Origin of the sequence: Ruegeria sp. HKCCD7221 (assembly GCF_013031225.1) — a bacterium.
Taxonomy (GTDB): Bacteria; Pseudomonadota; Alphaproteobacteria; order Rhodobacterales; family Rhodobacteraceae; genus Ruegeria.
The window spans coordinates 255110-272632 of sequence record NZ_WPZE01000002.1 but is presented as its reverse complement, the minus strand read 5'-3'; the positions used below and the strand labels follow the sequence as shown (position 1 = coordinate 272632).

Below are 17523 nucleotides of genomic sequence, written 5' to 3'. Positions count from 1 at the left end.
AGGGTCCGTCGGACCTGATGAGAAGCGCGCCGGTGCGCCTCAGTGTGCCTCGGCCCAGTTCGCCCCCTGCCCGGCATCGACACTCAGCTTGACGTCCAGTTTCACCGCCGGGTCCGATGCGCCTTCCATCACGTCGCGCGCGACGCCGATCACCTGATCCACCGCATCCTCGGCCACTTCGAACAGCAATTCGTCATGCACCTGTAACAGCATCTTGGCGGGTAGCCCGTTGATCGCATCCGGCATCCGCACCATCGCGCGCCGGATCACATCCGCCGCCGTGCCCTGAATCGGCGCATTGATCGCCGCCCGGCGCGAGAACCCGGCATGAGGCCCCTTGGCATTGATCTCGGGCGTATGGATCTTGCGGCCAAACAGTGTCTGGACATAGCCATGCTCTTTGGCAAAGGCGACAGTGTCGTCCATATAGGTTCTGATCCCCGGAAAACGTTCGAAATAGCGGTCGATAAAGCCCTGCGCCTCGGCCCGTGGAATGCGCAGGTTGCGCGCCAGACCAAAGCCTGAAATCCCGTAGATCACACCAAAGTTGATTGCCTTGGCCTGACGACGAATATCCGGCGTCATCTCGTCCAATGGCACATCGAACATCTCGGAGGCGGTCATGGCGTGAATGTCCAACCCATCCGAGAACGCCTGTTTCAACGCCGGGATATCGGCGATATGGGCCAGAATCCGCAGCTCGATCTGGCTATAGTCGAGGCTGACCATCACATTGCCCGGCTCGGCGATAAACGCTTCACGAATGCGGCGGCCTTCTTCGGTGCGCACCGGAATATTTTGCAGGTTCGGATCGGTCGAGGCCAAACGGCCCGTATTCGCCCCCGTGATTGAATAAGACGTATGTACCCGGCCCGTATCGGGGTTGATATGGGTTTGCAGCGCATCCGTATAGGTCGATTTCAGCTTGGACAACTGCCGCCAATCCAGCACCCGGCGGGGCAGTTCATGCTCGGTGGCGAGGTCTTCGAGGATGTCCGCCCCGGTCGAATACTTCCCGGTCTTACCCTTCTTGCCACCCTCAAGCCCCATCTTGTCGAAGAGAATCTCGCCCAGTTGCGCGGGCGAGCCGACGTTGAAGTTCTCACCGGCCAACTCGTGAATATCAGCCTCTAACCCAGCCATTTTCTGCGCGAAGGTGTTGGACATGCGGGACAGCACATCGCGATCCACCTTGATACCGTGCATCTCCATTTCTTTGAGAACCGGCACAAGAGGACGCTCCAGCGTTTCATAAACTGTCGTCACTTGCACCTGATGCAGTTGCGGCTTGAACAGCTTCCACAAGCGCAGCGTGATATCCGCATCCTCGGCGGCGTAAGCGGTGGCCTCATCAACCGGCACCTTGTCGAAGGTGATGGCCGATTTGCCGGACCCCAGCAGCGGTTTGATCGGAATCGGCGTGTGGTTCAGGTAACGCTCGGACAGCGTATCCATACCGTGCCCATGTTTGCCGCCATGCATCGCATAAGACATCAGCATCGTATCGTCGATCGGTGCCACGTCCACACCATAGCGCGCGAATATCTTGGCGTCATACTTCATGTTCTGTCCAATCTTCAGGATCGACGGATCCTGAAGCATAGGTTTCAGCAGTATTAGAGCCTCATTTAACGGCATCTGCCCCTCGGCCAGTGCGTCTGAGCCGAAAAGATCATCAGCGGCTCCGTCGCGGTGGGTTAGCGGGATGTAACAGGCCGAGCCCGCCTCAACGCACAGCGAAATGCCCACCAGATCGGCGATCATTTCGTTCAATCCGGTGGTCTCGGTATCGACGGCTACCCAACCGGATTCATAGATGCGGTCGATCCACGCCTGCAGCGCTGCTGCATCCCGAACGCACTCGTATTTCGCGGCGTCAAAGGAGATATCCTCGGCCTCAGATACAACCTCGGGCGCGGGGGCATCGGCGATCACCGGGGCCTCGGCCCCCAGCTTGTCTGCAATGCGTTTGGTAAGGGTGCGGAACTCCATATCCGCCAGAAAACCCAGCAGCGTGTCTGGCTCGGGGTCCCGCACCTCAAGATCGTCCAGCGTGAAATCCAGCGGGGTGTTTTCGTCCAACTGCACCAGCTTTTTCGACAGCTCGATCTGGTCGCGCTTTTCGATCAGGGTCTGGCGGCGTTTGGGCTGCTTGATCTCTTCTGCGCGGTCCAGCAGCGTTTCCAGATCGCCATATTCGTTGATCAGCAAGGCGGCGGTCTTGACTCCAATGCCCGGAGCGCCCGGCACGTTATCCACGCTGTCTCCGGCCAGCGCCTGCACATCGACCACCCGTTCGGGTCCGACGCCGAATTTCTCGAATACACCATCACGGTCGATGCGTTTATTCTTCATCGCGTCCAGCATTTCCACGCCGCCGCCAACCAACTGCATTAAATCCTTGTCGGAACTGACAATCGTCACGCGCCCACCCGCGTCACGCGCCTGAACGGCCAGCGTGGCGATGATGTCGTCGGCCTCATACCCCTCCAACTCCTTGCAGGCGATGTTGAAGGCGCGAGTGGCTTCACGGGTCAGAGGCATCTGCGGACGCAGGTCCTCAGGCATGGCCTCGCGGTTGGCCTTGTAGAGGTCATAGAGGTCGTTGCGGAACGTGTGCGAGCCCTTGTCGAAAATCACCGCCACATGGGTCGGCGCATCCGGTCCCGCGTTTCCTTCGACATATTTCTGCAGCATGTTGCAGAACCCCGAAACGGCGCCGATCGGCAGCCCATCGGATTTGCGCGTCAGCGGGGGTAGAGCGTGATAGGCCCTGAAAATAAAGGCCGATCCATCGATCAGATGCAGGTGACATCCTTTTCCGAAATTGCTCATGCGCGCTCTCCCTGTCGGTCAGGATGGTTCTGCCACAGGGCCGCGCGCGTGACCAGTCAGGAACGCGGCTTATCCACCAAACAGACCGCTGAAAACGTCCGAGAAACTGTTCAGCAGCGCCATGATAACCAGCACACCGAGGAAGGCAAAAAATGCAAAGGCAAAGAACTGAAACAGGATCGCGCCCACACCGATGACAACGCCTGCAATAGCCGGGCGTCTCTTTTCGTGGCGCAGGATACCAACAACGGACAACACAATTGCCAGCCCGCCCAACATGGCGACCCCGATACGCAGGAAATCGTCCAGATCACGGGCCTGCGCCACCGGTTCGGGCTGCTCAAGCCCGGCCGCGGCGCGCAGCGTGGATTTACCGATCTCGGCCGCCAATTCCCCCAAAGAAACCCCGGTGGATTGCTGCGGCGCGAACGGTCCTGCCCAGAACACAAATAGCGCTGCAAACAGCGCAATCGACGCAAGGCTAAACCCTGTCCAACCAAAAACAGGATTTGCTGTGTCAGTAGCGTGAAGGTCAGTCATCACTCTCACCCGGGCTGGTTCCGGTCGAGCCTTAGCACAAAAAACGCGGCGAGATTTTGGCGTTCATTCTTTGGAAGGGCGATCAGCCCTGATCTGTGCCCTTCAGGACATATTTGCAATCGCAATAGGGGCATTCGACCCAACCGGTATCCTCGGGGATTTGCAGCCACACGCGCGGATGGCCCAACGCGCCTTCGCCGCCGTCACAGGCAACTCGGGTGGTTTCCACGATCTTGGTTTCCGGCGCTTCGATGGTCACGGCTGGCGATCCTTCTTCGGTTGTCGGCCTCGCGGGGCATGTGTGACTGCGTTTATGAGCGATGCGCAAACCGGGGGCAAGTGCCGCGTGTGAGATGCGGCAATCAGGATCAACTGTGACCTGGCAAAGCCAAGCGACCCGCTTCCTGCGCAAAGGACTCGAAAAAGAACAAAACGTGAATATAATATGGAATCGCCATGTATGCCGAATTGTCGATCACGTCGAACTTCACCTTTCTCACCGGGGCATCCCACCCCGAGGAATACATGGAGCGCGCCGTGATGCTGGGCCTGCCTGCCATTGCGATTGCCGATGACAACTCGGTGGCCGGGATCGTACGCGCCCATACCCAAGCGCGCGAGATCGCCCGAAAGGTGCGCGAACGTGTGGAATGGGAAGGGCAGAACACGCCCATAGGCCCAACCTGCCCCGATCATATCCCCAAACCACCCTCATATCTGATCCGCGCGGTGCCGCGCCTAATCCCTGCGGCACGGCTGATCTTCACCGACGCGCCCACCGTCACCGCCCTGCCGCTGAACCGGCAGGGTTGGGGCAACCTGTGCCGTATCCTGTCTGCGGGCCGTCTGCGGGCCGAGAAAGGCGACTGTATCCTGCACCTGTCCGACCTGATGGAATTCTCTGACGGTCTCCACCTGCTGCTCTGGCCACAACCGACCCCGTCACAGGGCGGCGCGAACCCTTGGCGGACACAGGCACAACGGTTGACGCGCCGCTTTGGCAGGCGGATGCATCTGTTGATGCATCCCCGGTATGACGGTGCAGACAGTGCGTATTTCTCTTTATTAGAGACTGAATCAAAGCAACTTGGCATCCCCACAATCGCCAGTGCCGCGCCGATGATGCACCACGGGGCCCGTCGCAAGCTGGCCGATGTGCTGACCGCCATCCGCCTGCGCCGCAAGGTCGATGATTTGGGCCGCGACGCGCTGGCCAATGGCGAACAGCGCCTGCGGTCCGAGGCCGAGATGTTACGTATCTTCAAGAATCATGAAGGCGCCATCACCCGCGCCCATGCGCTCAGCGAAGACCTCACCTTTTCGCTTGATGAACTGCGCTATGAATACCCCAGCGAGGGCAGCGATCAGGAAACCCCGACCCAGCGCCTGCACCGTCTGGCGCATGAAGGGTTGAAATGGCGTTATCCGGCTGGGGCCTCGGAAAAAGCCAAAAAGATGCTGGCGCACGAGCTGACCCTGATCGGCAAGCTGAAATATGAGCCCTACTTCCTGACCGTTCGCGACATCGTTCATTTCGCCCGCTCGCGCGATATCCTGTGTCAGGGACGCGGATCTGCGGCCAATTCGGTGGTCTGCTTCTGTCTCGGCATCACCGAGGTCAGCCCCGAGATGGGTACGATGGTGTTCGAGCGCTTCGTGTCCGAGGCGCGCGATGAACCGCCCGATATCGACGTCGATTTCGAACATGAACGCCGCGAAGAGGTGATCCAGCACATCTATGACCGCTATGGCCGCCACCGCGCAGGGCTATGCGCCACCGTGATCCATTATCGCGGCAAGCGTGCGATCCGCGAGGTCGGGCGCGCCATGGGCCTGACCGAAGACACGATCTCGGCCCTGTCCTCGCAGCTATGGGGGTTCTTCTCAGCCAAGGGGCTTGAGGCCGAACGGATGCGCGAGATCGGCCTTGATCCCGAGGATCGCCGCCTAAAGCAGACTCTAATGCTGGTCTATGAGATCGACGGCTTCCCCCGGCATCTCTCGCAACATGTGGGTGGTTTCATCATCACCGAAGGACGTCTGGACGAGCTTGTCCCCATCGAAAACGCCACGATGGAGGACCGCACAGTCATCTGTTGGGACAAGGACGATATCGACAGTCTGGGTATTCTGAAGGTCGATGTCCTCAGCCTTGGGATGCTGACCTGTATCCGTAAGGCATTCGATCTGATCACACAGCACCACCAGACCGGCTATACCCTTGCCACCCTGCCGCCCGAGGATCCCGAGGTCTACGATATGCTGTGCAAAGCGGACTCGGTGGGGGTGTTTCAGGTGGAATCACGTGCTCAGATGAACTTCCTGCCCCGGATGCGGCCCCGCACTTTCTATGATCTGGTGATCGAGGTCGCCATCATCCGCCCCGGCCCGATTCAGGGCGACATGGTCCACCCCTATATCCGCCGCCGGAACGGAGAAGAAGAGGTCAGCTTCCCCTCGGACGCATTGGGTGAGGTGTTGGGTAAAACACTGGGCGTGCCGCTGTTTCAGGAACAGGCGATGCAGATCGCCATCGTCGGCGCGGGCTTTACCCCGGAACAGGCCGACCGGCTGCGCCGATCGCTGGCGACCTTCAAGAAGCACGGCAATGTCAGCGAATTCCGCGCGCTTTTCCTGCGCGGGATGAAGCGCAACGGTTACGAACAGGATTTCGCCGAGCGGTGTTTTTCACAGATCGAGGGCTTCGGCTCTTACGGCTTCCCAGAAAGCCACGCGGCCAGTTTTGCGCTGTTGGTCTATGCCTCAGCCTGGATCAAATGCCACCATCCGGGCATCTTCGCCTGCGCACTGCTGAACTCGCAGCCAATGGGCTTTTATGCCCCTGCCCAGATCGTGCGGGATGCCCGCGAACACGGGGTGCAGGTGCGGCCGGTCTGCATCAATGCCAGCTTCTGGGACAATGTGATGGAACCCGACGGCCATGGTGGGCTGGCCCTGCGGCTGGGGTTCCGCCAGATCAAGGGCCTGAGCGAGGAAGACGCCAGCTGGCTGACTGCCGCGCGGGGCAATGGCTACCATCAGGTTGATGACGTCTGGCGGCGTGCGGGGCTGGGCCCGTCGGTGATCGAGCGACTGGCCGAAGCCGACGCCTTTGCCGCCTGTGACCTGACGCGGCGCGAGGCGTTGTGGCAGGCCAAGGCGATTGCGACCGCGAAGCCCCTGCCGCTGTTTTCACAAGATCTGGAGGGCGAGGCATTGGATGAACCCGAGGCCTATCTGCCGCAGATGACGCTGGGCGAACAGGTGGTCGAGGATTACGTGGCCACCCGCCTCAGCCTGAAGGCGCATCCGGTGGCCCTGATCCGGCATCTGCTGACGCCAGAGCCGCGCGACAAAACCACACCTGTTGCCTGACCTGCGCCCCGGATATGTCCCGGTCTAGAGTCGAAATCCGAGACCGCCATGACCAGACCCACCTTGCCCCCGCGCTTCCCCGCGACACCGGGCCAGATCAATGCACAGGTCCGCGCCTTCTATGCTCGCGTGCGCGAGGATGCCGTTCTGGGGCCGGTGTTCAACAAGCACGTCCATGACTGGCCCGCGCATGAGGACAAGATCGCCGCCTTCTGGCGCAACGCCATCCTGTTTGAGCGCAGCTATGATGGTAATCCGCAACGGGTCCATATCGAGCGGCCTGACGTGCGCCCCGAGATGTTCGCCCACTGGCTGGACCTGTTTGAAGAGGTCGCCAGCCAGACCCTGCCGCCTGAAACCGCCACCCCATGGGTCGCGCTGGCGCGCAGGATCGGCGTAGGGATGAAGGCAGGCGTTCAGTCCGCACGCCAGCCAAAAGACGCACCGCCGATCTTGCGATAGCGCCCCAACCAAAAACCGATGTTAGCGGTAAAATTGAGGCTACCAGACTCGGCTAAATAGGGGTAAGCAACAGGCAACCCACCTGACATATTACCGAGACCTTCGGGATGACCACGCAAAACAACACCCTCAAGGGCCTTGGCTATGCTTTTGCAGGCTTTGCGGTCTTTGCCAGCCACGACGCGCTGATCAAGGTTCTGGGTGGTACCTACTCGGTGATGCAGATCATCTTTTTCGCCACGCTATTCTCGTTTGTACCAATGGCAGTCACGATCCTGACCGACCGAGCCACCGGGAATTTCCTGCCGCACCACCCGTGGCTGGTCCTACTGCGCTCGGCCCTGATGGTCACCGGCATGTCCTGCGCGTTCTACGCCTTTTCAGTCCTGCCACTGGCCGAGGTCTACTCGTTGTTGTTTTCCTTCCCGCTGATCGTCACAGTCCTGTCGATCCCCATTTTGGGAGAGGTCGTGCGCGCCCAGCGCTGGGCCGCCGTTGGCGTCGGTCTGATCGGCGTGCTGATCGTTTTGCGCCCCGGGGCGACGGACATCACGATAGGCCATCTTGCCGCCCTGACAGCCGCGTTTTGCAGCGCCTTTGCATCCGTTCTGGTGCGCAAGATCGGGAATGAGGAACGCTCGGCGGTGCTGATCCTCTACCCGATGCTTCTGGCCATCTTGGTGATGAGTCTGGCCCAACCCGCGGTCTACCTGCCGCCCTCGCTGCTGCATCTGGCGATGATGGCGCTGGTTGGTGTGTTTTCAGTGATCGCCCAGCACCTGATCATTCTGGCCTATCGCGCCGCGCCAGCCGGGGTCGTCGCGCCCAGCCAATACAGCCAGATCATCTGGGCCACGCTGTTCGGCATGGTCTTTTTTGGCGAGCGGCCCGATGGCTGGGTCGCGGTCGGAGCCAGCATCATTATCGCGTCAGGTGTGTTCGTCGTCTGGCGCGAGAGCCGGGCGAATACCTCGTCGGTCAACACACCGGTTCTACGGGTGCGGTCACCTCGTTCGGATACGGGGGCGACGCGGCCGGGGGCGTAACGCGATCCAATTATTTTTCCAAATATCGCAACCTGAAGTTTCCATTAGCGTCGGCTTCATCAAAACGACCAAGACCACGAACCAAATCGCTCAGCTTGGTATAGCCATAACTGCGCGGATCAAAGTCCGGATAAATCTTACCCAGTTGCCGTTCCACAAAGGGCAAAGTCGCCCACCCATCGGGATCGTTTGTGGTATTGACCACATTTCGTATCAACTGAAACGCGTGATTTAGGCTCTGTTTTCCTTTTGCTTCACCATCTTTGATTGCGGGTACGCAAGGCGCGGTATCCCGCTTGATATTCTCGATATAGATGAACCGATTGCAGGCTGCGACCAGCGATTCCGATGCCTTGCGCTCGCCTATTCCAAACACGTCCAGCCCCTGTTCGCGAATGCGATTGGCGAGGCGGGTAAAATCACTGTCCGAGGACACCAGAACAAAACCACTGAACCGCTCGGAATGCAGGATATCCATCGCGTCGATGACTAATGCGATATCGCTGGAATTCTTGCCTATCGTATTGGCGAATTGCTGATGGGCAACAATTGCATATTTAGCAAGGGATTTGGCATCCCAGCCTTGCGGTGCGCCGTTCGAGAAATCACCGTAGATACGGCGCAAGCTGGCTTCACCCAATGTGGCAATTTCTTCAAAAATCTCTGCCGCATGTTTCGCAGGCACATTGTCTGCATCAATCAGAACCGCAAGGCGGTCAGCATTCCGTGTCGTCAATTCAATCCCTCAACCTGAGATGGTATTCTTGAGGATGAATGTAAGAACAAAAAAGGGCGGACAAAAGCCCGCCCTGTGAATTTATTTTTTCTATTTCAGTAGATTACGACCGATCGGATGCTTTCACCCTTATGCATCAGGTCGAACCCTTGGTTGATATCATCCAGACCCATCGTATGAGTGATCATCGGATCAATCTCGATCTTGCCTTCCATATACCAGTCGACGATCTTGGGCACGTCGGTCCGGCCCCGCGCGCCGCCGAAGGCCGTGCCGCGCCACGAGCGCCCGGTGACCAGTTGGAACGGACGGGTCGAGATTTCGGCCCCCGCTGGTGCCACGCCGATAATGATCGATTCACCCCAGCCCTTGTGCGCCGATTCCAGTGCGGCGCGCATCACGCCCACATTGCCGGTAGCATCAAAGGTGTAATCCGCGCCACCTTTGGTCAGATTGACCAGATAGGGCACCAGATCGCCTTCAACCTCGGCCGGATTCACGAAATCGGTCATGCCAAATTTCGTGGCCATTTCCACCTTGGCAGGGTTCAGATCAACGCCGACGATCTGATCGGCCCCGGCCAGACGAAGGCCCTGAATCACATTCAGACCTATACCGCCCAGACCGAACACGATGGCGCGGCTGCCGATTTCCACCTTGGCGGTGTTGATGACAGCGCCGATACCAGTGGTCACGCCGCAGCCGATATAGCAGATCTTATCAAAGGGCGCGTCCTCACGAACCTTAGCCAGCGCAATTTCGGGCAGAACCGTGTGGTTGGCGAAGGTCGAGCAGCCCATGTAGTGCAGGATCGGATCGCCGTCCAAGGTTGAAAAGCGCGAGGTACCATCGGGCATCAACCCTTGCCCCTGCGTTTCGCGGATCGCCTGACACAGATTGGTCTTGGGGTGCAGACAGTATTCACACTCGCGGCATTCAGGGGTGTAGAGCGGGATCACGTGGTCGCCCGGCTTCAGGCTGGTGACGCCCGGGCCGACCTCGACCACAACGCCCGCACCTTCATGGCCCAGAATCGCGGGGAACAGCCCCTCGGGGTCGGCGCCTGACAGGGTGAATTCATCCGTGTGGCAGATACCGGTGGCCTTGATCTCGACCAGAACCTCGCCCGCTTTGGGGCCTTCAAGGTTTACATCCATCACTTCCAAAGGTTTGCCCGCCTGAACGGCGACGGCGGCACGGGTACGCATTGTGCTTGTCTCCCTGTCTTATATGCCTCGACCCTGCGTCAATTGCAGGGTGTTTTCAACTGTGCTTTCGTGACAGATTGGCTAATTGTTTGATATTGCAGTAACGACGTTGTCACGAGGAGAAACGCCAATGCATCGATTTTTACCCGCGCTGGTCCTGTTGGCAGCCTGTGCAGAGACCCCCGCGACCGAAACAGCGGCGACTCAGCCCGAAGCTTCTCCGGTTGATCTGGCCTTTTGTCAGGGCGAGACATTCGCCGATTCCGTCGGCCAACCGGTCTCGACCATTCAGGCGCAATTGCCTGAACGGTCGCGCATCCTGGGGCCCGATGGGATTGCCACGCAGGATTACCGCATTGACCGGCTGAACGTGTATGTCGATGGCGCAGGGATCATTCAACGTCTGACCTGCGGGTAAGCGTGGACTCGGGGCGTGATTCTCGAATAAGAACAAAGTGGGAACATTTTGATGTCTGCCGATGCCCAAACGCCGAATACTTTCACTCTGGTTCCCCCGCCTGGGGGCTGAACGGCTGGTCCGCGCCGCGCGGGGGCTGCAGGATGGGCCTTTGGCTGTGGTGGCCGAACAGTCGAACATGCAGGTTGTCACCTCGCTGAATGATGAGGCGCAGGCCGCCGGGTTGCGTGTCGGTCAACCGGTACGTGATGCCCACGCCATGTGCGCCGCCCTGATCACCCGCCCCCGCAACGTCCCGGCCGAGGCTGCTTTTCTGACTGCGCTGCGCCGTTGGGTGGGCAAGTTCAGCCCGTGGGTGGCCGAAGAAGCACCGGATGGGTTGATCGTTGACCTGTCGGGCTGCGCGCATCTGTTCGGTGGGGAAGAGGCGCTGCTGAACGTGATTGAGACCGACTGCGCTGATATGGGTCTCAGCGTGCAGATGGGTATCGCCGATACGCTGGGCGCAGCTTGGGCGCTGGCGCGTTATGCCGGGCAAGAGGCTACATCGGACCGCAACGGCGACGCCATCAGCCAAGAGGCGCGCGCCACCCGCGCCCGCGCCACCAAGCGGCGGCACTGGACCAAGGGCGGGGCCGCGCCGCAGGTGATGGCATTGGGTGGAGGCGCGCGGATTGCAGCACCGGGGCAATCTTATGGCGCGCTCAGCCCCTTGCCCATCGCGGCGCTGCGGCTTGAGGATCAGGTGGGGGCGCAGTTGAACCGTCTGGGCCTGCGCCGGATCGGCGACCTGCTGGGGCAACCGCGTGCCTCACTGGCCCGACGGTTCGGGCGCGGGCTGGTGCTACGGCTGGATCAGGCGATGGGCAGCGCGCCCGAGCCGGTCTCACCCGCCCGCCCGCCACATCACTTTGCGGTGCGGATGACCCTGCCCAACCCGATTGGCCTGACCGAGGATGTGATGGCCGCCATCGACCGGGTTCTGCCCATCCTTTGCTCCAAGCTGGAGGAGAAAGCCCGCGGGGTACGGACCCTGCGGCTTGAGGCACATCGCGCGGATCAGGCAGCCGAGGTTATCGAGGTTGGCCTGGCCCGTCCGACCTATGACAAAAATCGCATTCGCCCTTTATTAGAGATGAAAATTGATAAGATCGATGCAGGTTATGGCATCGACATGCTGCGGCTTGAAGCGGTGCAGACCGAACCGATCCACGCGCGCACCATGACCGGCCATGCCGAAGCACGCCGCGCCGTGCGCGAGCGGTTAGCGGGCAACACCGCCGTCGAGGACCTGATCGGTAAACTGGGCGCACGGGTCGGGTTGGAGGCGATCACACGACGGCACCCTGCGGCCTCGCACATCCCCGAGAAGACCGCGCAGGTGCTGGCTGCCGCATGGTCAGAAGCTGCGCGCGACTGGCCTGCGCCGCCGCGCCCGCGCCCCTTGCAGATGTGGCAACCCGAACCGGTGATGGCCCCAGACACTCCGGACGTGCCCAGCACCTTTCGCTGGCGTGGGCGCGACTGGCAGTTGGCACAAGCGACCGGCCCGGAACGGATCGCGCCGGAATGGTGGCTGGACGACCCCAACTGGCGCAGCGGCGTGCGCGATTACTGGGTGGTGGTGACCGAACAAGGGGAACGGCTCTGGCTGTTCTACGGACATGGCGGCACCATGTCAGCGGGTTGGTTTTGCCACGGTCAGTTTTGTTAGAGTCTATTTTCCGCGATAGACAAGAATATCAGGCAGATAGTCGATCAATCGGATCACCCAGGAAAACGGAGCAGGGAAATCAGTACGGAACCGACGCCGCGACATCGCCTTGACCACGCGATTCGCGGCATCCTCGGGCGTCATCAGCATCGGCATCTTGAAACTGTTCTTCTCGGTCAGGCGGGTTTTGATGAAGCCCGGATTGACGATCCGCACGGTCACGCCAGTTCCAGCCAGATCGTGTCGCATGGTTTCCGCCAATGAAATCAACGCCGCCTTGCTTGCCCCATACCCGATAGCGGCTGGCAGACCATGATACCCCGCCAGGGACCCGATCAAGGTAATTTCACCGCGACCGGCTTGAACAAATCCCGGAACTGTTTCCCCCAACACGCGAATGGCACCCAGATAGTTGACATCGCTCATGGCCAGGGCCGCTTCGGTGTTCCAGTCAGCACTACGCATCGGATCATAAGCGCCCGCATTATAGACCAGCCCATCAACAGGCCCGGCCTTGGCTACTGCGTCACGAACTGAGTCTAAATCGGTCACATCCATCGGTATGGACCGAGCATTGGGAAGCGTTGCGCAGATTTCGTTCAGACGATCGGCATTGCGCGCGGACAGGATCAGGTGCGCCCCCTGATGGTTAAGCGCGTCGGCCAGAGCGCGCCCCAAGCCCTCGCTTGCGCCGATAATCCAATAGGTTTTTCCTTCAAAGCTGCTCATGCGACGACCGTTTCGTTTCGTGTGATGCTTTTACGGCCACGCCAAGGCAATGGATCACGCGCCGGGACCGGAAACAGGCCTCAATGCCTAAAGATCTGGCAATATTCATTGCTGAAATTCTCATAACCCGATTGATCCACCCCGGCCCTTTCTGCGTATCTTATTGTAAAATGTCACATAACGAGGCTTGAATGTTCGACGAATCCCGGGGCGTCCGGAAAAAAATCGCAGTAATTGGCGCAGGAATCTCAGGTCTCTCCGCAGCTTACTACCTTTCAGAAAATAACGACGTGACCGTCTTTGAGGCCGAACCCAGACTGGGTGGCCACGCCAGAACGGTAATGGCGGGCAAGAATGGCGATCAGCCGGTGGATACCGGTTTCATCGTCTTCAACTATGTGACCTACCCCTATCTGACAAAACTGTTCGATGAGCTGAATGTCCCCGTCATCAAATCGGAAATGAGTTTTGGCGCGACAATCGACAATGGCCGCATCGAATACGGCCTGAACAATCTGCGTACATTGACAGCCCAGAAACGCAATCTGGCGCGTCCGGCATATTACAAGATGATCGCGGACATCCTGCGGTTCGGCAAAGAGGCCCCTATTGCGGCGCAGGATGATGACACCACCATCGGTGAATTGGTCGACCAACTGCGTCTTGGTCACTGGTTCCGCCATAATTACCTGATGCCGATGTGTGGTGCGATCTGGTCAACCCCGGTCGAGTTCGTGGATCAATTCCCGGCTCGATCTCTGGTTCAGTTTTTCCGCAACCACGCGCTTTTGGCCAGCGGACGCGCCAAACAGCATCAGTGGTACACGGTCAAAGGCGGCAGTATCGAATATGTCCGCCGCATCGACGCCGCCCTGCGCGGGCGCGGCTGCGACATCCGTCTGGCCGCCCCTGTCGATCACGTGCAGCGCGACGCGGCCGGTGTCACTGTTCACAGCCAAGGACATATCGACCAGTTCGATGAAATCATTCTGGCCACCCACTCCGATCAATCTCTGGCCATCCTCGGCGATAGTGCGACACCTGACGAAAGGGACGCTCTGGGCGCGATCCGATATCAGCCGAACACCGCGATCCTGCATTGCGACCCCCGCCAGATGCCCCGGAGACGCGCGTGCTGGTCCAGTTGGACCTATCGCTCGCAAGCTGGAAACGTGGGCGTGACCTATTGGATGAACCGTTTGCAGAACATCCCCGACAGCGATCCATTGTTTGTATCGCTGAACGCGGGTTCAGACATTCCTGCGGATAAAATTTATGACCAGGTCGAGTTCGCCCACCCGGTATTCGACAAGGCAGCCCTAAAGGCACAAGGGCAAATCCGCGAGATGCAGGGACAGAACCGAACCTGGTTTGCCGGTGCTTACAACCGGCACGGTTTTCACGAAGACGGGATCGCCAGCGCGATGCATGTCGTCGGGCTTTTGAACGGCGCCCCGCAAACCCTCGGAGCGGAAAATGGCATTCTTGCAAAAGATCCGGCCATCCCTGTCTCAGCGGATCTGTGATACCTGCTGCGCTGCACTGGTATCCCTTACGGTACTGATACCGGGGGGGCTGGCGGCCTCTCCGATCTCGCAAAACCTGTCCAACCCGCAGCAGGTCGGCAGCGCAACCTTTCGGTTTCTGGGCATACCGGTTTATGACGCGCAGCTTTTCACTCCGAACGGCGCGGCGTTCAGTTGGGACGCCGATTTTGGCCTCAAGCTGACCTACCGGAAGACCCTCAAGCAAAAGGCTCTGGTCGAGTCCACGTTGGAGGAGATGGCGCGGCAAGGGAATCCAGCACCGTCGCAAAGCGCGCTTGAGGGTTGCTATAAGGCGGTCGGCAAGGGCGATAGCTATATCGCGATATCAGAAGGCCCCAACAAGGTCGGGTTTTGGCGCAACGGACAAAAGACCTGCACGCTGTCCTATCCCGGCGCAAAACGGGCCTTCATGTCCATTTTCCTTGGCACAGACACACGGAGCGCCAGCTTTACCCGTCAGTTGAAGGGGCAGTGATGCTGTACCCGCGCGTCAGTCTCTATGCGCTGATGCTCGCTGCGGCGGGTATTCCGCTCTATATTCACTTGCCACGTTTTGCTGCCGTCAATCTTGGTATTGGGCTGGGGGTCATCGGAACCGTGCTTTTGTTGATCCGTCTGGTGGACCTGATCCAAGATCCGTTGATCGGCTGGGCCATAGATCGCTGGCCAAGGGCGCAGGCACTGTTCGCGACACTGGCCGCACTTGGCCTCGCCGTTGGGTTTCCACTATTGTTTTCGTTGCCCGATGGGGCAAAACTGTCCGTGTTAGTGTCTGTTTTAATACTTCTCTTTTCCGCCTACAGCCTTGGGACAATCCTGCTGTACGGCCGCAGCGCCACGCTGGCGAAACACCCCGAGGCCAAAGAGCTTATGACCCTTGCGGCTTATCGCGAAGGCGGGCAATTGGCCGGAGTCGTTCTTGCCGCAAGCGCACCCGCCCTGTTTGTGGCCTTTGGCGCGGGCGCTCAGGGCTATCCTGCCTTTGGACTGTTTCTGGGCGTTCTAGCCATCGTCACGCTGATCTTGACCTTTCCTATCTGGCAGCGCACCCCGATCACCGGTCAGGGATTGTCTGTTGCTGGGTTAGGCCAGTCTGGGGCGCTGCGTCTGCTGGCGCTGGCGCTGATCAACAGCTTGCCTGTTGCGATAACATCGACGCTGTTTCTGTTTTTTGTGGAAGACCGTCTGCAACTGCCCGGAATGGCCGGTCCTCTGCTGATCCTGTTCTTCCTCAGCGCCGGGGCGAGCGTTCCCTTGTGGGCACGCCTTAGCAATCGAATTGGGCCGAAACAGACTCTGATGATCGCGATGCCGCTGGCGATTGCGGGGTTTATCGGCGCAGCCACATTATCCGCCGGAAACCTGACCGGGTTCGCCCTGATCTGTCTGGCTTCAGGTGCGGCGTTGGGTGCGGACATGGTCGTGCTGCCCGCAATGTTTTCGGTCGCCCTGACCCGTGCCGGTCTGAACGCGTCGGCTGCGTTTGGTATCTGGTCCTTCGCAGGCAAGCTGGGCCTTGCTCTCGCGGCCTTCTTCACTCTGCCGTTGCTGGAACGCAGCGGCTTTACACCGGGACAAACCAATTCGGCGGCGGCGTTGCAGACGCTTAACCTCGCCTATGCCGTTTTGCCCTGCACCCTGAAACTCGGCGCGTTCGGAATGGTCCTGACGCTGCCAACTGAGGTATCAGCCAAATGAACCTTGTCGTAACCCTTCTACTCGCCATCCTCGCCATTCTTGTCGCCAGAGGCCGCCTTCTGAGTTTTCGCGCGCAATCGCCTGCGGACTATGCCGGGACAGGACCCGAATTCAAAATGAAAGAGGCGCTGAACGGTGAAATCCTGTCCGAGGGGCTGATCTATGGACCCAACGGCAAGATGTCGAACAGCTTTGTCGCCCGCATGGTTGGGGAATGGGACGGGAACACCGGAACGCTGGCCGAGTACTTTACCTATTCCAACGGCAAGGAAATGACCCGCAAATGGTATCTGACACTGGGCACGGGGAACACCTTCATTGCGACTGCGGATGACATCGTGGGCGAAGGGAAGGGTACGATTTCGGGTGCGACCGTCAAACTGACCTATCGCATCATCCTGCCTGAAGACGCCGGAGGGCATACGCTGGATGTTACCGACTGGATGTACCTGACCGAAAACGGGGTGATCATGAACAGGTCCGAGATGCGCAAATTCGGCATCAAGGTCGCTGAACTGGTTGCAACGATGCGCCCTGCACCGGAAACAAAGGCCGCCCATCTGAACGGCGCGAATGGCTATGACAGCACAACAGAAACGAGGACGGTTCAATGAACTGGCGGCGTTTTCTGATCTGGGCGATTGCGATTGTCGGTGTGACCGTTCTGGCATCCTGCTCGGCCAAACCGCGCGTGCCCAAAACCTTCTTGTCTGATCGCCAGTTGAACCTTGAAGAGTTCTTTGAAGGCAAGACCGTCGCCTATGGTCAGTTTCAGGACATTCTGGGCAACGTCCCGCGTCGGTTCGCCGTCGAAATCGAAGGCACATGGGACGGCGAAACCCTGACGCTGGTTGAGGATTTCGTCTATGATGATGGTGCCAAGGAACAGCGGATCTGGACGCTGGCCAAAACGGGTGAGGACACCTGGACCGGTACCGCGCCCGGCGTTCTTGGAACCGCCAGCGGAGTAGAGCGCGGAGACACGTTCAACTGGAAATACAAGATCGACCTGCCCGTCAAGGATGGCACGATGCGGGTCAATTTCGATGACTGGATGTGGCTGCTGTCAGACGATCGCCTGCTGAACCGCGCCTATGTCTCGCGGTACGGTGTCCGGTTGGGCGAAGTCATTCTATTTTTCGAAAAGAAGTAGAAAGCTGAAACAAGAAAGGGCGGGTCAGACGACCCGCCCTTGAACCTTGATGGTTCAGGTCA

The 17523-nt window shown here is 59.4% G+C and carries 16 protein-coding genes; 10 read left to right on the top strand and 6 right to left on the bottom strand.

The window, feature by feature from the left end:
• Positions 1-39 precede the first annotated feature (39 nt).
• The 3 genes from polA to GOX73_RS06940 all read right to left on the bottom strand — a co-directional run bounded on the left by polA (position 40) and on the right by GOX73_RS06940 (position 3634).
• Positions 40-2835 (bottom strand): DNA polymerase I, encoded by a 2796-nt coding sequence (polA, locus tag GOX73_RS06950; RefSeq protein WP_171124066.1) that lies wholly within the window; start codon positions 2833-2835, stop codon positions 40-42.
• Positions 2836-2904: 69 nt separating this feature from the next.
• Positions 2905-3375 (bottom strand): hypothetical protein, encoded by a 471-nt coding sequence (locus tag GOX73_RS06945; RefSeq protein WP_171124065.1) that lies wholly within the window; start codon positions 3373-3375, stop codon positions 2905-2907.
• A gap of 82 nt (positions 3376-3457) precedes the next feature.
• Positions 3458-3634, bottom strand: a complete 177-nt coding sequence (locus GOX73_RS06940; RefSeq protein WP_171123113.1) for a zinc-finger domain-containing protein — start codon at positions 3632-3634, stop codon at positions 3458-3460.
• Between the two features lie 197 nt (positions 3635-3831).
• On the opposite strand from GOX73_RS06940, the gene GOX73_RS06935 reads away from it, so the two are divergent.
• From GOX73_RS06935 to GOX73_RS06925, 3 genes are all read left to right on the top strand, one after another.
• Positions 3832-6750, top strand: coding sequence for an error-prone DNA polymerase (locus GOX73_RS06935; RefSeq protein ID WP_171124064.1), 2919 nt, complete (start codon positions 3832-3834; stop codon positions 6748-6750).
• A gap of 48 nt (positions 6751-6798) precedes the next feature.
• On the top strand, positions 6799-7212 hold the full coding sequence (locus GOX73_RS06930) for a group III truncated hemoglobin (protein ID WP_171124063.1): 414 nt from the start codon (positions 6799-6801) through the stop codon (positions 7210-7212).
• A 107-nt stretch (positions 7213-7319) separates the two neighbouring features.
• Positions 7320-8258, top strand: a complete 939-nt coding sequence (locus GOX73_RS06925) for a DMT family transporter (protein WP_171123119.1) — start codon at positions 7320-7322, stop codon at positions 8256-8258.
• Positions 8259-8268: 10 nt separating this feature from the next.
• On the opposite strand, the gene GOX73_RS06920 is transcribed toward GOX73_RS06925, so the two are convergent.
• Both GOX73_RS06920 and GOX73_RS06915 read right to left on the bottom strand, forming a co-directional pair.
• On the bottom strand, positions 8269-8994 hold the full coding sequence (locus GOX73_RS06920) for an NYN domain-containing protein (protein ID WP_171124062.1): 726 nt from the start codon (positions 8992-8994) through the stop codon (positions 8269-8271).
• Between the two features lie 95 nt (positions 8995-9089).
• Positions 9090-10202: an S-(hydroxymethyl)glutathione dehydrogenase/class III alcohol dehydrogenase gene (locus GOX73_RS06915; RefSeq protein WP_171124061.1), complete on the bottom strand. Its 1113-nt coding sequence runs from the start codon at positions 10200-10202 to the stop codon at positions 9090-9092.
• Positions 10203-10332: 130 nt separating this feature from the next.
• Between GOX73_RS06915 and GOX73_RS06910 the strand changes: the two genes are divergently transcribed.
• Together GOX73_RS06910 and GOX73_RS06905 are read left to right on the top strand one after the other, a co-directional pair.
• Positions 10333-10620 (top strand): I78 family peptidase inhibitor, encoded by a 288-nt coding sequence (locus tag GOX73_RS06910; RefSeq protein ID WP_171124060.1) that lies wholly within the window; start codon positions 10333-10335, stop codon positions 10618-10620.
• A 61-nt stretch (positions 10621-10681) separates the two neighbouring features.
• Positions 10682-12334, top strand: coding sequence for a DUF6504 family protein (locus GOX73_RS06905; RefSeq protein WP_171124059.1), 1653 nt, complete (start codon positions 10682-10684; stop codon positions 12332-12334).
• A 3-nt stretch (positions 12335-12337) separates the two neighbouring features.
• Here the strand turns inward: GOX73_RS06905 and GOX73_RS06900 are convergent, their stop codons facing one another.
• Positions 12338-13063, bottom strand: coding sequence for an SDR family oxidoreductase (locus GOX73_RS06900; RefSeq protein ID WP_171123129.1), 726 nt, complete (start codon positions 13061-13063; stop codon positions 12338-12340).
• 191 nt (positions 13064-13254) lie between these two features.
• Here GOX73_RS06900 and GOX73_RS06895 point away from each other — a divergent pair, with 191 nt between their 5' ends.
• Genes GOX73_RS06895 through GOX73_RS06875 form a run of 5 tightly spaced genes read left to right on the top strand, consistent with a single transcriptional unit; the run spans position 13255 to position 17461 of the window.
• Entirely contained in the window at positions 13255-14589 is a 1335-nt protein-coding gene (locus tag GOX73_RS06895) for an NAD(P)/FAD-dependent oxidoreductase (RefSeq protein ID WP_171134833.1), read from the top strand.
• A complete protein-coding gene (locus GOX73_RS06890; protein ID WP_171134832.1) occupies positions 14540-15085 on the top strand; it encodes a hypothetical protein in 546 nt (181 codons plus the stop codon). The genes GOX73_RS06895 and GOX73_RS06890 overlap by 50 nt, the downstream gene beginning before the upstream one ends.
• Complete coding sequence (locus GOX73_RS06885; RefSeq protein WP_171124056.1) at positions 15085-16308, top strand: MFS transporter; 1224 nt, start codon at positions 15085-15087, stop codon at positions 16306-16308. Before GOX73_RS06890 ends, GOX73_RS06885 begins: the two co-directional genes overlap by 1 nt.
• Positions 16305-16922, top strand: coding sequence for a DUF3833 domain-containing protein (locus tag GOX73_RS06880; RefSeq protein WP_171124054.1), 618 nt, complete (start codon positions 16305-16307; stop codon positions 16920-16922). The genes GOX73_RS06885 and GOX73_RS06880 overlap by 4 nt, the downstream gene beginning before the upstream one ends.
• Positions 16919-17461 carry a DUF3833 domain-containing protein gene (locus GOX73_RS06875; protein ID WP_171124052.1) on the top strand — a complete coding sequence of 181 codons (543 nt, stop codon included), beginning with the start codon at positions 16919-16921 and terminating at the stop codon, positions 17459-17461. The genes GOX73_RS06880 and GOX73_RS06875 overlap by 4 nt, the downstream gene beginning before the upstream one ends.
• Positions 17462-17523 lie beyond the last annotated feature (62 nt).

Coding starts and splice junctions, on each gene's coding strand:
- GOX73_RS06875 (WP_171124052.1), top strand. CDS start 16,919: ATGAACTGGCGGCGTTTTCTGATCTGGGCGATTGCGATTGTCGGTGTG.
- GOX73_RS06880 (WP_171124054.1), top strand. CDS start 16,305: ATGAACCTTGTCGTAACCCTTCTACTCGCCATCCTCGCCATTCTTGTC.
- GOX73_RS06925 (WP_171123119.1), top strand. CDS start 7,320: ATGACCACGCAAAACAACACCCTCAAGGGCCTTGGCTATGCTTTTGCA.
- GOX73_RS06935 (WP_171124064.1), top strand. CDS start 3,832: ATGTATGCCGAATTGTCGATCACGTCGAACTTCACCTTTCTCACCGGG.
- polA (WP_171124066.1), bottom strand. CDS start 2,835: ATGAGCAATTTCGGAAAAGGATGTCACCTGCATCTGATCGATGGATCG.
- GOX73_RS06895 (WP_171134833.1), top strand. CDS start 13,255: ATGTTCGACGAATCCCGGGGCGTCCGGAAAAAAATCGCAGTAATTGGC.
- GOX73_RS06900 (WP_171123129.1), bottom strand. CDS start 13,063: ATGAGCAGCTTTGAAGGAAAAACCTATTGGATTATCGGCGCAAGCGAG.
- GOX73_RS06890 (WP_171134832.1), top strand. CDS start 14,540: ATGGCATTCTTGCAAAAGATCCGGCCATCCCTGTCTCAGCGGATCTGT.
- GOX73_RS06885 (WP_171124056.1), top strand. CDS start 15,085: ATGCTGTACCCGCGCGTCAGTCTCTATGCGCTGATGCTCGCTGCGGCG.
- GOX73_RS06945 (WP_171124065.1), bottom strand. CDS start 3,375: ATGACTGACCTTCACGCTACTGACACAGCAAATCCTGTTTTTGGTTGG.
- GOX73_RS06915 (WP_171124061.1), bottom strand. CDS start 10,202: ATGCGTACCCGTGCCGCCGTCGCCGTTCAGGCGGGCAAACCTTTGGAA.
- GOX73_RS06910 (WP_171124060.1), top strand. CDS start 10,333: ATGCATCGATTTTTACCCGCGCTGGTCCTGTTGGCAGCCTGTGCAGAG.
- GOX73_RS06905 (WP_171124059.1), top strand. CDS start 10,682: ATGCCCAAACGCCGAATACTTTCACTCTGGTTCCCCCGCCTGGGGGCT.
- GOX73_RS06930 (WP_171124063.1), top strand. CDS start 6,799: ATGACCAGACCCACCTTGCCCCCGCGCTTCCCCGCGACACCGGGCCAG.